This window comes from Flavobacterium sp. MEB061 (assembly GCF_000834715.1).
GTDB classification, from domain to species: domain Bacteria; phylum Bacteroidota; class Bacteroidia; order Flavobacteriales; family Flavobacteriaceae; genus Flavobacterium; species Flavobacterium pectinovorum.
The window spans coordinates 181,922-198,825 of the sequence record NZ_JXQR01000059.1 but is presented as its reverse complement, the minus strand read 5'-3'; the positions used below and the strand labels follow the sequence as shown (position 1 = coordinate 198,825).

Below are 16,904 nucleotides of genomic sequence, written 5' to 3'. Positions count from 1 at the left end.
CTATTATCTGGTATGTTGGTCTTCGTTGGAATTAACTTAAAACTAATGAGTTATTTGTTATTCCTTAAGTTTTATAAATTTGTTAAAATCATCTTGTCTTCTTTTGGCAACCGGCAAAATTGCTCCATTGGAAAGTTCACAGAAATACCCGTCTTTCTTTAAAATTTTCGAGATATGCCGCAGATTAATAATGTAAGAATTATGGATTCTAAAAAAATAACTGTTGTCGAGAATTGAACTGTATTCCCCGAGGTTTCTGCTTGACATTATTTTATTTCCATTAGAAAGGACAAAAACAGTATATTTTCCATCTGCTTTGCAAAAAATAATTTCGGTCATAGGTATAAGTTCTATTTTTTCTAAAGATGCAACTGCGACATAGTCATTTGTTTGATTTACCGGGTTTAAAGTAGTAATGTTGTTGATTTTTTGATTTTGAAAAGCGCGCTCCATTTCTATTCTTTTAATAACTTTATATATCGCTATTATGATGGAATTAAAGTCAATTGGTTTTAATAAAAAGTCAACTGCATTATGTTTAAAAGCTTTTATAGCATACTCTTTGTGTGTGGAAATAAATACGAGTTTTGGAATGCTGAATTCTAATTGTTCGAGCATTTCAAAAAAAGAATCGTCTTCAAGTTCAATATTCAAAAAAACAGCATCCGGTTTCTTTGATTTAATCAATACAATGCCATCCTTTATACATGGTGCAGCCCCAATTATTTGCACAATCATATAGTTCTCTTCTGCAAATTTCTTTAAAATCATCAGAGTTTCTTTTTCATGTGATAGGATTACGGCATTAATAGCGGTCATGGATTTTTTTATTTTTTTTAATTCAAAAGGGAAATAATTCAAAAATAAATTAACTTAACGTATTGTTTTATAACGTTTTAGTTAAGTATTTTATTACTTCAAAAAAAAAATAATTTACAAAAAATAGTACCATAATTCTGATTGTGCAGCCTGATTTTGGTGCCAAGTAATAAGTGTGCTTATAAAAGAATAAGCGGGAGAAAGGGAGTATTTTCGTAGAAATAAATATTTAAGTGTCTAAAAAGACCTTCAAATTTGTATCAATAAACTTGAAGATGTAAATAATGCTTAAAATGTAAAAAAGGTTTAATTAGTGCCGATGCGGAACTTTTAAAAAGAAAAATATTATCTGCTATTTAAACTTATACAGGATTAACTTCCTGAAAAATTTTCTTTTTGTGGTTTAATCCCCAATCTTTCATAGCGTAGATAATTGGTGTTAATGTATCTGCATAAGGTTCCAGACAATACGATATTTTGACGGGATAATCGTTTGTTATAACTCTTTTAATAAGTTGGTGTTGCTCAAGTTCCTTAAGTTCTTTAGAAAGCACTTTTGGGGTCAAACCAGGAATGCTCTCTTGAATTTCTGTAAATCGGCTGTTACCTACACCTACAGAAATAATGATGGATAATTTCCACTTTCCATTTATTACTTCCAATGTGTCACGCACTGGCTTGACGGTATTTAGGCATTCACAATAAGGTTTCTTTTTTGACATCATACAATTATTTATTTCGCTTTCCTTTGGGAAAGGACTATACAAAGGAAAGTAATTTTGAGTTAATTTTGCAACATAATCTCTTCAAAATTTGCAAATTATGAATTGCAAATTATAACAACTAAAATTTACATAAAATGAAAATAGGAATAATAGGTACCGGCGCAATCGGCGGTACAATCGCAAAAAAAATGGCAGCAGCGGAGCACAACGTGAAAATTACTAATTCAGGAGATGCTGATAAATTAAACGCTCTTGCTGGAGAATTAGGTGTTGTAGCTGCAACGATTAAAGATGTTGTAAAAAATGTAGATGTCATCATTTTATCAGTGCCAACAGTAGCAATCCCAACTTTGCCTAAAGATTTATTAGCAAACGTTCCCGAAAATGTAATTGTGGTTGATACATCAAATTATTATCCTTTTCGTGATGCCGATATTGAAGAGATCAAAAACGGAAAAGTAGAAAGTGTTTGGGTATCTGAGCAACTAGGAAGACCAGTAATCAAAGCCTTCAACAATTTATTGGCAGAAACATTAGCAAACGGAGGAAAAGAACCTGGTGCTAAAGACAGAATAGCGATGGCTGTTGCAGGTGATGATTTAAAAGCAAAAAAAATAATTGAAGGATTAATTAATGATGCCGGTTTTGATGCAGTTGACTCTGGTAATCTTTCTGAATCCTGGAGACATCAGCCCGGAACACCTGCATACTGCACGGAACTTACTGCAGAAGAATTAAAACAGGCACTTTCTAATGCCGTAAAAGAGGAAGCACCTTTGTTAAGAGATAAAGCTATTGCTGATCTTTCTTCGCTGCCATCTTATCCATCTCATCAGGATATAGTGGAATATAATAGAGGATTGTTTCAAAAAAATCCTAAGTCTGTTTAAAAAAAAAACGATTATAAATAGATCTTCCCTTTTTGACCAGGAAAGATCTATTTTAAACAATCTTGGTAAGTCAATTTACAATTGCAATCTAATGAATATCAAGGAAATTGTTTTGATATCTGTTACAAGTTTCGAGTTCGAACCCTGACAGAATTTCGTAAAAACGTTTCATTATTGCCTACTTTTGTATCACAATAGCTATTACTGATTAGCAGAACTTTGTCATTATAATATTAAAGATAAAATAATGGCAAAAACAATTTTTATAACAGGTGCATCCCGCGGATTCGGGAGGATTGGACAGAAGCATTTTTACAATGTCGGGATAATGTAGTTGCAGCTGTTCACAACGCTGAAACATTAACCCAACTTACAACAGAATTTCCATCAAATCTATTGGTTCTAATGCTTAGTTTTCTGGATTCAGAAAATCTGCCAAGGTTACTATTGTGAAAAACTGCTTATTATTGGTAAAACACACCTACCCGAATCTAAATAACCCGATTCTTTTTTTAATTGAGAACAATGAGACATTTCAAAAAAATTAGCGATCTGCATGAAGCTCTTGGTGTAAAACCTCCGGAAAATCCGCTTTTTAGTGTGGCTTACGGTGAACGTGGTACATGCAACGGTAGTAATATTCTCGAATTTTCTTCAGAATTTTATATCATCGGATTTAAAAAATTGAAATCCGGCAGTATGTTGTATGGAAAAACAAAATATGACCATGACCTTGGTTCAATGTCGTTTGTAAAGCCTCAGCAGAAAGTGGTTTTTAAAAATGTGGAACTAGAGGAAAAGGGATTCCTGATTATTATTCATGAAGATTTTTTACCGGGAACAATGCTTTACAACGAAATCAGGAAATATGGTTATTTTGATTATGAGGTCAATGAGGCATTGCATCTTTCACCTGCAGAAGAAGATATTATCTGGAATTTGTATTTCAGCATTGAAAAAGAATACCATAATAATACTGACGAACTAAGCAAAGCTATTATTGTAAGTCATCTGGATTCTATGCTTAAATATGCACAGCGTTTTTATAAAAGACAGTTTATTAACCGTAAACAACTAACCGGTTCTACAGTCACAAAGTTTAATGCACTGCTGGCTGCTAATTTTGAAGAAAGAAAAACAAAAAACATTGGATTGCCAACCGTATCCCTTATGTCAGAGAAGCTAAATATATCTTCGCGCTATTTAACCGATTTGCTCAAACAAGAAACAGGAAAGACGGCTTTAGAGCTTATTCATCTTTTTTTGATTGGTGAGGCAAAAAACTTATTGACCGAAGGGGAATTGAATATTTCTGAAATTTCGCACTTACTTGGTTTTGAAAATACAACTTATTTTTCACGTCTGTTTAAAAAAGAAGTAGGCAGCACACCAAATGAATTTAGAGGAAGCAGGCTAAATTAACAACATATCTCATAAGTTATAAAGAAATAGATCTTGGCGGTATAAGTGAAATTATATGGGCTGGACTCTGTAATGATTAATTTTTAAAATACTAACAAATATAAAAACAATAAGAATGTCAAATAATCAAAATAAAATTGCATTAGTTACAGGAGCAAGCCGTGGACTTGGAAAAGATTCGGCTTTGCAATTAGCGAAAAAAGGATTTGATATCATCCTTACTTATCAAACCAAAAAAGAATTTGCAGACCAAGTGGTAAAAGAAATTGAAGCTCTAGGAAAAAAAGCGTTTGCTTTGTCTTTGGATATTTCAACAACGGCAGGTTTTGACCAATTTGTAATTGAAGTAAAAGATGTTTTAGAAACTCAATTTTCTTCGGCAAAATTGGATGCATTGGTAAACAACGCAGGCATCGGAATCAATGAAAGTTTTGAAACCACAACAGAAGAAACTTTGGATGCAATGACAAATATCCATTTTAAAGGACCTTTTTTCTTAACACAAAAATTGCTGCCATTATTAAATGACGGAAGCAGTGTCGTGAACACGTCTTCTGGTTTGGCAAGATTTTCTTTTGCAGGATATTCCGCTTATGGCGCAATGAAAGCGGCAGTCTATTCATTATCAAGATATCAGGCTTTAGAATTGGGAAGCAGAAAAATAAGAGTCAATTCTGTTGCTCCAGGCGCCATTGAAACAGATTTTGGAGGCGGTGCTGTTCGTGATGTTTCAGATTTGAATACGTACTTAGCTTCAGAAACAGTTTTAGGAAGAGTTGGTTTGCCGGATGATATTGGAAGTGTGGTAGCATTCCTTTGTTCTGATGATTCCAAATGGATTAACGCACAACGAATAGAAGTTTCCGGAGGATTTAAAATATAATAGAGTTTTAAATTTTAAAAAAGCCTTTAAATATTGTATTTAAAGGCTTTTTCTTTTTTAACTTCTACAGAAAAATTATCTTCAGAATTAAACAATGCTTATTTTTTAGAATTTTCCTTTTGCAAATAGGTAATAAAGTCTAAAGGTGAAACTCCTGTGATTTTTTTAAAAGTTATTGTAAATCTGCTATGTGATGAAAACCCTGATTGATCTGCAAGATAACTGATCTTATATTTTAAATAGTTGCTGTCATTTTTCAAACGATCAACTATATAATTAATTCTTAACTCATTGATGTAACCGGCAAAATCTTTTGATTTATGTTTATTTATAACATAAGACAAATACCTATGATTGATATTAAGGTCTGCCGCAACAGAATTTAGTGATAAATCTTTATTCAAATAAAAATGTGATTTTTCAAATTCTTTTATACTTTCCAGAATAGTATTTTCAGTAGCCTCTGACATATATTCCCTGGCAATTTCCTTTTTTGGTTTTTCTTCAATCTGAACCTCTGGAATTTCCTGGCTTTTATTGATAAAACTTTTGAATTTTTTATAGTCCTGCTGTCTTCTGTAATAATTAAAGCAAACGATGAGGATAATGATAAAAATGGAAATACCTATAATTATTAAAGTAGTCTTTTGATATTCTGATTTGTTTTCTACTTGCTTTTTGCGGAGTGATTTGATTAAATCATCTGCAATAATTTTTCGGCTATGCTCTTCATTTTTATGTAGCTCCAGATTTTTTTCATTATAAAGAATGTATTTTTTATTATCGGTCTTTTTATAAAATTCCAAAAGAGAGCTGTATACTTCCTGTTTTAAAGCGAAGAAATTTGATTCATTAGCAATTTGTTCTGCTTTCTGATAATTTGAAATTGCATTTTTATAATCAGCCTTGGAGTAATAAACATTTGCAAGACCATTATATAGAAAACCTTTTAGCGGACTGTTAGAAGACTGCGATGCATTAAGTTCTGTCATTGCTTTTTGAAAGAATATCATAGCAGAATCAATCTTTTGCAATGAAAGATAATTTTTTGCGATAAGTTCGTCATTCACTGCAAACTGAAAATTTTCGTCAATACTGGAACTGGCCTTTTCAAATAACTGATTTCCATTTTTAAGATGTTCAATTGCCTTGGCGTATTTTTTATCATACATTTCATAGTAGGCTATTTCCTGAGATAAATTTCCCTGAAATTTATACATCTCATTTTTATCCTCTATTTTTTTACTCACAGCCAATGCTTTTTGTAAATGAATTTTCCCAAGGCTATAAATTTCATTCTCACGGTAAAGCGTTGACAAAAAGCCATTTATTCTTGCCTGCAGATTGTAATTTTTATCAATTGTGACTATACTGTCTGCACGTTTTAAGGATAAAATAGCTTCATTACGTAAACCGTATTGACGTAAAAGTGTTGCTCTAAGCATGCAGGCTTTAATTCTTTCTGCATTATTACTTGATATTTTATAGAGATAATCGGTATTTTTTAGTGCTTTTTTTGGATTTGAACTTAGAAGGACTTGTGCTGTTTCAGAAAAAACACTATCGTATTTTGATTGAGAAAAACCTGTATAGGAAGAAACAGCAATTAATAGCAGTAGGAGAAAAGATTTTAGGTGCATATAAATAAGTATGGAAATTAAAGTATAATAGATTTCTAGGTGGATATTTTAAATTTTAAGATAAGCAATTATTTTCTTTATAACACTATTTTATATGCATTCTAACAATATTATATTGTTAAGTTAGAAAATAGCAGCATACAAATTATTTTGAAAATCTAAAAGGATTAACATTTTACATCATCATTTTAAACTTCGTTATCTTACTTGCAAAATTAAAAAAATGTTGCATTAAAATATCATTTTCTCTTTGTACCTGCCTGATCTCAATTTAGATATTATTGTATCAGGATGGCGTACAAATATATTTTATACATCTTGTCTCGCGTTTTAGGACGATTCTTTCTTGAGGTTTATCCATAATATAACAGTTGTACGAGCAACTTATATACAGATATTAAGAATTAGCTATGAAAAGTGTAAATAACACTATTTTTGTAAAGTTCTGTATTTTAGTTGTTTATAGGTTTTTTGAATGATAGATGTTTTTCTTTTTACGTAATTGGTAAAGGTTTAAGGTAATTTTCGGTGGTCAAATAATTTAGTTTCGCAGCCATATTCTATAAAGCTATTTTAAACTAAATTTTCACTTATGATCAGAAATATTTATTGGAAATACATCTGTTCCAACCTTAGAAAACAGTTAGTCTGTTCTTTATTTTTAATCTTATTTATACATCAATCTCAGGCTCAAAACCAAATCAATGGTGAAATCAAACAATTTTATGCAGTGATTTCATTTGATGAAAAAATGAATTTTGGACATTTTGATTCAGATGTATCTTGGAAGATTACAAATTCTCAAAACAACATTAATGTTTCTTTACAGGGTAATGAAATTAACGATTATGTATTCCAGCAGGCCGGAGATTATGAAATAAATTTTACGGAAAACAGAAAGCATAATCCAGATGAATGCAATCATCCGGCAATGCCCGAAAAAGTACTTGTGAAAGTGCAGCCTGTTAAATTGGTTTTCGATTTTTCTAAAATTCAGTTTTCTGAGAAATTGCAAAAAGGCAGAAACTATTCAGATTTAATAATTACTGTTCCCGCAAAAGTTATATCAAAAGATAATTCGATCACAAAATTACCGGCGCCGGGACTGTCAGTTAACGGTATTGGGGTTGCTTTGGCAGCTAAACCTGTGAATACTGAGATTGTCTTAAATAACAAAATTCAATTATTGAAATATAAAATTTCAGGAAAAGCAGACAAAGAAGCTTATCTGATGTTTGATTTCTATGATTTCAATAATCAGGTGCAGACTTACAATCTTTCTGAGAAAATAAAATAATAAGATAACTTATGATAAAAAACTACTTTACACTAAATAAAATATTGAATTTCAAAAAAACAATCTTCTTGTTTTTTTTGTTGTTTATATTCAATCAGGTTTCCAATGCCCAGTGTTCGACGCCCATTGTTGGATGCTCAAATACTGATTTATCGAATTTTGGAAGCGATTCAAATAACAATGCAGCCACTATAGAGTATGATAATTTTGTTTCTAGTTTTCATACAACAGTAGTAAGAACTTCAGATGGTTCTTTTCAGGTATGGGGAGAAGATATTGGAAATGATGGACTTGCAGATGTACTTTCGCCACTAACAATAAATGTAGCAAATTTTCCTGCTTTAACAACTGCAACGCCTTTAAAGGTCGGATTAGGAAGTATTTCTGCGAATAATGTTCAGGGTATTGTTTTAGCTACAGATGGTTTGTATGCATGGTCAAAAGAAGGAATTGTTCTTGACGGGTCAATTACTTCAGGAACTGCTTTTCAAAAAATTACTATTGGTGGAAATGCAAATGGTTTACCAACAGGAGTAACTCCCGGAGATGTTAAAATGCTGTTTGCAACCTACAAGACATTAGCCATTACGACCTGTAGTGGAGATGTTTGGGTAATTTCACAAACCGCAAGTGTTCGAGGTAATGGGGGAGCAGGAAATGCAACCACCTGGTATAAAGTTACAACTAATGAGACAGGTAATCCATTTTTAAGTGATGTAGTAGTCTGTAGAGGAAATTATGACGGACTTATGGCTTTAAAATCAGATGGTACAGTCTATGTATGGGGAGTGAATGTATTATTAGGAGATAATACAGCTATAATTCCGAGCCAGACAAGAGCTATACAAATGGCACTGCCTGGTGGAACACCAAAAATGATTGGTTCATCTGGAAGCGGTACCGAAAGATCTTATTATATTTTAGCGACCGACGGTAACATGTATGCTGTAGGTGAAAATACAAACAGACAATTGGGAGACTGGACAACTATTGATAGATTAGGATGGGTTCAGCCCCGATATACATCTGTTACGGGCCCACTTATGGAGAATATGGATGATATTAAATGGTTCAGCGTACAGGAGCATGATAATTTATATGGCAGTGTTAACGTGATTAACAGCAATAAAAATTTATATGCTTTTGGACAAAGTAATAACTTTTTGCTTGGTACTGCTTCAGATCCAAGTAATCCGTCAATTCCAGCCGGACTAACCGTTGCAGATAAAATTCTTGCTGTTGAAACAGGAGGGCATACATCAATGATAGTTAAAAGCTGTCAGACTAATTTTGGTTATGTTGGTCATAGAATAAGAGGAAGTATGGGTAATGGTTCTAATGGTACCAGTGACGAAAAATCTTATAATTTTGCTACTGCAGCTGTACAAATTTGCGGTGCAGAGTCAAATCCTGTTATCCAGCCTATCTCAACAGGAGGTGGACCTGGTTCAAAATATTGCGTTGGCGATCCTGTTTTGCTAAATCCAACTCCCGCCGGAGGTACATTAAGTATAGTAAGCGGTCCGGGAAGCCTTACAGGAAATACTTTGAGTTTTACATCAGCCGGTACCGTAGTGGTTCAATACTCCGTAACCACTGAGTGTGGAGGTACTTCAGTTACTACTAAAAATTTTGAAGCGGCTCTTTGTCCTATAGATTTAGAGGTTACAAAAACAGTTGATAATATTAATGCAAGTGTTGGTAATAATTGCGTATTCACAATTACGACAACTAATAAAGGACCTTATAAGGCTACAGGAGTTAATGTAAATGACGTTCTTCCTGCTGGTTATACTTTTGTAAGTGCAACACCATCAGTAGGAACATGGTCAGCACCAAATTGGACTGTTGGCAGCCTTATTAATGGAGAAAGTGCCACCTTATCAATTGTAGCTACAGTTAATGCTTCAGGACCGTATGCGAATACGGCTATTATTTCAGGTAATGATCCTGATACTAATTCTGCAAATAATACAGCAACTGCAACACCTGTAGTTGATACTAATCTTTTGGTAACCAAAACAGCAAGCACTGGTACTCATAATGTTGGTGACAACGTTACATTTACTATCACAGCTTCTAACTCAGGACCAAGCAATGCTACGGGAGTTAAAGTAACCGATACACTTCCGGCAGGTTATACCTTTGTTAGCGCAACACCTTCAACAGGAACATGGTTAGCACCAGACTGGACCATTGGAAACCTTGCCAATGGAGCAAATGCAACACTTACAATTGTTGCAAAAGTAAATGCTACGGGCTCTTATGCCAATACAGCCAGTATTACAGGAGAACAGAATGATCCAACACCTGGAAATAATTCAGAATCTGCTACACCAACAGTAAATCATGCACCAGTGGCTATTGATGATGATCTTAGTGCTTCTCCTTTAAATGAAGATGGAGCTAATGGTACGGTGAATGTACTTTCTAATGATACTGATCCAGATGGTAACCCGATTGCTCCCGTAAATGGAGTTGTGCAATTTACAGTAGATTTAGATCCTGCTTTGCCAGGTATTCAAACAACGTATTCTGATGCTAAAGGTGTTTGGACATTAAACCCATCTACAGGAATTGTAACTTTTAATCCTGCAGATAATTATAACGGAACAGCAATAATAACTTATACTTTATGTGATCCTTTCGGATTGTGTGATAATGCAGATATTACTTTTGTTGTGGCAGCAGTAAATGATAATCCGGTAGCGGTAGATGACATTTATACTGTTGCAGAAGATGCGACAGTAACTCTAAATCCATTGGCATTGGATTCGGATCTTGACGGCGATACGTTGAGCATTACTTCAATTAATGGAACAACTCTTACTGGTGGCGTACAAACAATTACCGTTACAAACGGAACAGTAAATATCTCAGCTGCGGGCGTGATTACTTTCACACCATCGGCAAACTTTAATTCGGCTACGGTTATCAGTATTCCTTACGTAATCAATGATGGTCATGGCGGAACAGCTACAGCAAATCAATTGATTACAGTTACGGCAGTAAATGATAATCCTGTAGCGGTAGATGACATTTATACTGTTGCAGAAGATGCGACAGTAACCTTAAATCCATTAGCGTTGGATTCGGATCTTGATGGCGATACTTTGAGTATTACTTCAATTAATGGAACAACTCTTACCGGAACAACTCAAACAATTACCGTTACTAACGGAACAGTAAATATCTCAGCTGTAGGCGTGATTACTTTCACACCATCGGCAAACTTTAATTCAGCTACGGCTATTAGTATTCCTTACGTAATCAATGATGGTCATGGCGGAACTGACACGGCAAATCAATTAATTACAGTTACGGCAGTAAATGATAATCCGGTAGCGGTAGATGACATTTATACTATTGCAGAAGATGCTACGGTAACTTTAAATCCATTAGCGTTGGATTCTGATCTTGATGGCGATACGTTGAGTATCACTTCAATTGGCGGAACAACTCTTACAGGTGGTGCACAAACAATTCCTGTAACAAACGGAACAGTAAATATCTCAGCTGCAGGCGTGATTACTTTCACACCATCGGCAAACTTTAATTCGGCTACGGCTATTAGTATTCCTTATGTAATCAGCGATGGTCATGGTGGAACTGCTACAGCAAATCAATTAATTACAGTTACGGCAGTAAATGATAATCCGGTAGCGGTAAATGACGTTTATACTGTTGCAGAAGATGCTACAGTAACCTTAAACCCATTGGCATTGGATTCGGATCTTGACGGCGATACATTGAGTATCACTTCAATTGGCGGAACAATACTTACAGGTGGCGCACAAACAATTCCTGTAACTAACGGAACAGTAAATATCTCAGCTGCAGGTGTGATTACTTTCACACCATCGGCAAATTTCAATTCAGCAATAGCCATTAGTATTCCTTACCTGATCAGTGATGGAAATGGCGGAACTGCTACGGCAAACCAGCTTGTAACAGTTAATGCTGTAAATGATAGTCCGACTGCAGCTGATGATATAAATACCCCAATTTCATCAACGGCAGGAGCTACAGCCCTAAACGTATTAAGCGCGACAGATATTGACGGAACGATATCAAACTATACAGTTTTAACATTACCATCTCATGGAATTTTAGCATTAGCAGGGGTTCCGGTTACCGTAAATCAGATTTTGACGCCTTTAGAAGCAAGCATGCTTACTTATGAACCAAGCGGAACATTTACAGGCAACGATACCTTTACTTTTACGGCAACAGATGACCTTGGTGCGATAGATTTATCAGCGGGAACAATTACAATTCCTGTTGGAAATAATGCACCAGTTGCAAACGACGATACTAATGCTGGTATCCCGTCAACAGCAGGAGCAACAGCGATCAATCCTTTAACAGCAACAGATACAGATGGAACTGTTGTAAGTTATACAATCCTGACATTACCAGCTAATGGAACTTTAGCACTATCAGGAACACCTGTAACGGTAAATCAGGTATTGACACCTTTAGAAGTTAGTATGCTTACATACGATCCTAGCGGAGCATTTTCAGGGAACGAAACTTTTACTTTTACAGCAACAGATAATAACGGTTCCATTGATGCAACGCCGGCAATAATAACAATTGTGGTTGAAAAAACAATTTTGAATGCCGTAAATGATCCGGTAAATCCTGTAGTAGGAATTGATAAAACAGTTACAATTGTAAATGTATTTGATAATGATACTTTAAACAATAATCCCCTAATACCTACAGATGTTGATTTACATGAATTGACTCCTGATCCAACAGGAACAATTACATTAAAACCTGATGGAACTGTAGAATTGATTCCAAATGCTCCGGCTGGAAACTATACTTTAACATACGAAATTTGCGAAAAAGCGAATCCTTCAAACTGTAGTCCTGCTACCGTTACAGTTTCGGTTGTAGCGCCTACTATGACAATAACGGCAAATAGTTATTGTGATAATAATGCTCCGTATGTTTCTTATAATGTTGTTGCAGATAATTTTACACCAACAGGATTATTAACTATTAATTGGATAGACAGTGCTAACAACATTGTGGCAACCCAAAATAATATGCCATTAAGTGGTACTGTTTTATGGCCGGGAGCAGTCGTTGATAGTAATAATAAACCAACAGACTGGCCGGGATGGGTATTGGTAAACGGACAATGGATACAAGGAAATGACGGGTTTGAATTAACAAGACCTGCCGTTACCATGCAGTTTACATTAAATCCTACACAATCTGTTGTAGTTAATTATCCTGCAGCATCAGCTGGTTGTAACGCGATGCCAACATTCGGAATTCACGCAGGTAATGAAGATGAGGTAACGCTTGCTGACGGACTTAATGGTTCATTAGAAGTAATCAATGTTTTAGATAATGATACCTTAAACGGTGTTCCTGTTAAACCTTCAGATGTTATAGTAAAAGGTATTGACTGGCCAACAGGAATTACCCTTAATAATGATGGTACAATCAATATAGCACCAGGTACAAAAGGAGGAGAGCATACACTAACGTATCAAATATGCGAAGTAGCCAATGGATCAAATTGTACTACTGCCACGGTTAAGATTTTTGTTGAAATTCCTGCAATTGCAATAGTAAAAACGGTTGTATTGAATGATGATAATGGAAATGGATTTGCTGAAGCCGGAGAGACTTTAACCTATAATTTTGCAATAACAAACAAAGGAAATGTTGCTCTTGAAAAAATAATGGTTTCAGATCCTTTACCTGGAATTGTTATGAACGGAGGTCCTATTAATCTGGCAGTTGGAGAAACTGATAACTCTTCAATAACAGGAACCTATACTTTATCTCAGGCAGATGTTGATTCTGGAAGCATAAGCAATCAGGCAACAGCATCAGGTACGACGAAAAGCGGAATAATTGTTTCGGATAAATCAGATTCTAGTGATACTGAAGGAGATAAACCAACTATTTTAGAATTAGGTGGTTGTGTGATTAAAATCTTTAATGCTGTTTCTGCAAATGGAGATAATCAAAACGAAAGATTCTACATTCAGGGCTTAGAATGTTATCCTGACAATAGCGTACAGATCTTCAACCGTTGGGGCGTTTTAGTATTCGAAAGAGAACATTATAACAATGCAGACATTGCTTTTAGAGGTGTTTCAGAAGGTCGCGCTACTATTAAAGACTCAAACGGATTACCTGAAGGTACTTATTATTACATCATTAGATATAAAGATAAGCAATCTAACCTACAGCAAGAGGCTGGGTATTTATACCTTACCAAGTAACATACTATACAAATTAAATGGCTTAGTGAAAGCTAAGCCATTATTTTAAAAATAAAATAAATGAGAAAATTAGTTTTAGTTTTATTGTTTTGTTCGGTTGCAAGTTTTGCTCAGCAAGATGCGCAGTTTACACAATATATGTATAATACCATTAGTATAAATCCGGCTTACGCGGGTTCAAGAGGAGTCATAAGTGTTTTAGGACTTTATCGTACACAGTGGGTTGGGTTAGATGGTGCACCCGAAACAAGCAGTTTTTCTGTAAATACACCTGTAGGTAATAATGTAGGACTTGGAGTTTCATTAGTAAATGACAAAATTGGTCCTACAAATGAAAACAACATATCAGCAGATTTTTCGTATTCTATCCCAACATCGGCTACAGCCAAACTTTCTTTTGGTATAAAAGGATCAGCAAATTTATTCAAACTGGATCCTACAAAGTTAAACCCGGAAAATCAGGGAGATCCGCAATTTCAGGATTTTAAAAATAAATTTTCACCTAATGTTGGTGCTGGTGTATACTTGCATTCAGACAAAGGATATGTTGGTTTATCGGTACCCAATTTTATAGAAACAAATCGTTACGATGATAATGAAACTGCAATTTATAAAGAGCAGATAAACTACTATTTGATTGCCGGATATGTATTTAATCTGGATCATTATGAGCAAATAAAGTTCAAACCCGCAGTTTTGGCTAAGATGATAGAAGGTTCACCGTTTCAGGTTGATGCTTCGGCAAATTTCATGTTTAATGACAAGTTTGTTGTTGGTGTTTCGTACAGATGGAGTGCTGCAGTAAGTGCGCTGGCCGGATTTCAGATCACAGACAGTTTATATCTGGGTTATGCCTACGATCGCGAAACAACTAAGTTAGTGAACTACAATTCAGGATCGCATGAAATATTCCTGCGTTTTGAGTTTTTGAATAAGTATAGCCGAATAACATCACCAAGATTTTTCTAGTCATGAAAATAAAAAATATAATTTATACCGTACTAATGTCTTTTTGCTTTTTTAGCGGAATGGCTCAAAAGGCACTTTTGCAAAAAGCAGAAAAGCAATATGATAATTATGCCTATGCAGATGCAATTTCGATTTACGAAAAACTTGCCGCTAAAGGATATAAAGACGAAAAAATGTTTCAGAGATTAGGTAATGCTTATTACTTTAATGCTGAATTAACAAAAGCAGTCGTTTCTTATGATGAACTTTTCTTTCTGAATCCCAAGCAGGAACCGGAATATTTGTACAGATATGCACAGTCTCTTAAAGCAGTAGGAGATTACGCAAAAGCAGATAAAATGCTTGACGAATTCAATAAAAAAGTAAATACAGATACCAGAGGAATTTTATTTGAAAATAACAGAAATTATTTAGAGCAGATCAAATTAAACTCTGGCCGATTTGAAATTGTAAATACAAACATTAATACAGAACAATCAGATTTTGGAAGTGCTGTTTTAAATAATAATTTAATATTTGGTTCTGCACGTAAAATTAGAAAGAAAGAAGGAAAGACATTTTTATGGACAAACAGAGCTTTTACAAATTTATATACTGCAGCCATTCAGCCAGACGGTAATCTTGGCACTCCGGTTTTGCTTAATACAAATGTTAATTCAAAATTTAATGAATCGACTCCTGTTTTTACAAAAGATGGCAAGACGATGTATTTTACAAGAAATAATTTTTTGGATGGAAAACGAGGAAAAGACGACAAGAATATTACCTTATTAAAACTGTATAAGGCTAGTTTCTTAAATGGTAAATGGGATAATATTACAGAATTACCTTTTAACAGCGACGCTTATAGTACAGCTCATCCGGCGTTAAGTTTAGATGAAAAGCAATTATTTTTTGCATCAGATATGCCGGGAAGTTTAGGTCAGTCTGATTTATACAGCGTAACAATTAATAACGATGGAACATTTGGAAAACCCGAAAATCTGGGATCCAATATTAATACGGAAGGAAGAGAAACTTTTCCTTTTATTTCAGGAGATAACGAATTGTACTTTGCAACCGACGGGCGTCCCGGACTTGGCGGACTGGACATATTTGTTTCAAAAATACTGGACAACGGAACTTTTGACAAAGTGCAGAATATCGGTGAACCGGTAAATACCAAATTTGATGATTTTGCTTTTATCATTGACAGCAATACACGTAATGGATATTTTTCTTCTAATAAAAAAGGAGGAATGGGCTATGATGATATTTATAAATTTACCGAGACAAGGAAATTAGTTTGCGAAAGAACTTTAAAAGGAACTGTTTCTGATGGTAATTCTAATACTGTTTTAGAAAATGTAAAAGTAGTTTTGCTTGATGAAAAGCTTCAGGTTTTAGAAGAAGTACTTACAGGTAAAGACGGCAGCTATTTTTTCAAAGTTAACTGCAACAAAGCCTATACAGTTCGTGTAATTGGAGAAGGTTATCCAATAAAAGAAAATCAGGTTACGATTTCATACGCTGTTGATAATAAGTTAGATTTTACTTTAGAAAAAGAAAAAATAGAAATTAAAGAAGTAAAACCAATTGCAATTGGAACAGATTTGGCCAAAACGCTAAATATTTCGATGATATATTTCGATTTAGGAAAATGGAATATTACAGATAAAGCAGCAATTGAATTAGAGAAAATATTTGCCGTAATGCAGGAATATCCAAAAATGAAAATAGATATTCGTTCGCATACAGACAGCAGATCATCTGTAAAATCAAATATGGTTTTATCTGATAAAAGAGCAAAATCTATTATGGCGTGGCTTGTAAAAAAAGGCATTTCCGCTAATCGATTAAAAGGAAAAGGATATGGCGAAAGCAAATTACTTAACAGATGTAAAGATGGTGTAAAATGTAGTGAGGAAGAACATCTTTTAAACAGAAGAAGCGAATTTTTAATAATATCCATGTAATTTTAAAACAGCCCAATTCGAAAGAATTGGGCTGTTTTATTTTGGTACAA

The 16,904-nt window shown here is 34.3% G+C and carries 10 protein-coding genes; 7 read left to right on the top strand and 3 right to left on the bottom strand.

Annotated features, from left to right (window positions below):
- Window positions 1-57: 57 nt before the first annotated feature.
- Together RT99_RS20800 and RT99_RS20795 are read right to left on the bottom strand one after the other, a co-directional pair.
- Window positions 58-819 (bottom strand): LytTR family DNA-binding domain-containing protein, encoded by a 762-nt coding sequence (locus RT99_RS20800; RefSeq protein WP_042566663.1) that lies wholly within the window; start codon window positions 817-819, stop codon window positions 58-60.
- 362 nt (window positions 820-1,181) lie between these two features.
- Window positions 1,182-1,493, bottom strand: coding sequence for a helix-turn-helix domain-containing protein (locus tag RT99_RS20795; protein ID WP_242607233.1), 312 nt, complete (start codon window positions 1,491-1,493; stop codon window positions 1,182-1,184).
- Between the two features lie 185 nt (window positions 1,494-1,678).
- Between RT99_RS20795 and RT99_RS20790 the strand changes: the two genes are divergently transcribed.
- The 3 genes from RT99_RS20790 to RT99_RS20780 all read left to right on the top strand — a co-directional run bounded on the left by RT99_RS20790 (window position 1,679) and on the right by RT99_RS20780 (window position 4,739).
- Window positions 1,679-2,434 carry an NADPH-dependent F420 reductase gene (locus RT99_RS20790; RefSeq protein ID WP_042566661.1) on the top strand — a complete coding sequence of 252 codons (756 nt, stop codon included), beginning with the start codon at window positions 1,679-1,681 and terminating at the stop codon, window positions 2,432-2,434.
- A 525-nt stretch (window positions 2,435-2,959) separates the two neighbouring features.
- The gene (locus RT99_RS20785; RefSeq protein WP_042566660.1) at window positions 2,960-3,856 is read left to right on the top strand and encodes an AraC family transcriptional regulator; all 897 of its coding nucleotides are present in this window, start codon (window positions 2,960-2,962) and stop codon (window positions 3,854-3,856) included.
- Window positions 3,857-3,971: 115 nt separating this feature from the next.
- Window positions 3,972-4,739, top strand: coding sequence for an SDR family NAD(P)-dependent oxidoreductase (locus tag RT99_RS20780; protein WP_042566659.1), 768 nt, complete (start codon window positions 3,972-3,974; stop codon window positions 4,737-4,739).
- Between the two features lie 98 nt (window positions 4,740-4,837).
- Here the strand turns inward: RT99_RS20780 and RT99_RS20775 are convergent, their stop codons facing one another.
- Complete coding sequence (locus RT99_RS20775; protein ID WP_042566658.1) at window positions 4,838-6,379, bottom strand: helix-turn-helix domain-containing protein; 1,542 nt, start codon at window positions 6,377-6,379, stop codon at window positions 4,838-4,840.
- Between the two features lie 592 nt (window positions 6,380-6,971).
- Between RT99_RS20775 and RT99_RS20770 the strand changes: the two genes are divergently transcribed.
- The 4 genes from RT99_RS20770 to RT99_RS20755 are packed head-to-tail and all read left to right on the top strand — an operon-like array spanning window position 6,972 to window position 16,854.
- Window positions 6,972-7,676 carry a hypothetical protein gene (locus tag RT99_RS20770; RefSeq protein ID WP_042566657.1) on the top strand — a complete coding sequence of 235 codons (705 nt, stop codon included), beginning with the start codon at window positions 6,972-6,974 and terminating at the stop codon, window positions 7,674-7,676.
- 11 nt (window positions 7,677-7,687) lie between these two features.
- Window positions 7,688-13,930, top strand: coding sequence for an Ig-like domain-containing protein (locus tag RT99_RS20765; protein WP_082036995.1), 6,243 nt, complete (start codon window positions 7,688-7,690; stop codon window positions 13,928-13,930).
- Window positions 13,931-13,990: 60 nt separating this feature from the next.
- Window positions 13,991-14,899, top strand: a complete 909-nt coding sequence (locus RT99_RS20760) for a type IX secretion system membrane protein PorP/SprF (RefSeq protein ID WP_042566655.1) — start codon at window positions 13,991-13,993, stop codon at window positions 14,897-14,899.
- Window positions 14,900-14,901: 2 nt separating this feature from the next.
- Window positions 14,902-16,854 (top strand): OmpA family protein, encoded by a 1,953-nt coding sequence (locus RT99_RS20755; RefSeq protein ID WP_042566654.1) that lies wholly within the window; start codon window positions 14,902-14,904, stop codon window positions 16,852-16,854.
- Window positions 16,855-16,904: the final 50 nt, after the last annotated feature.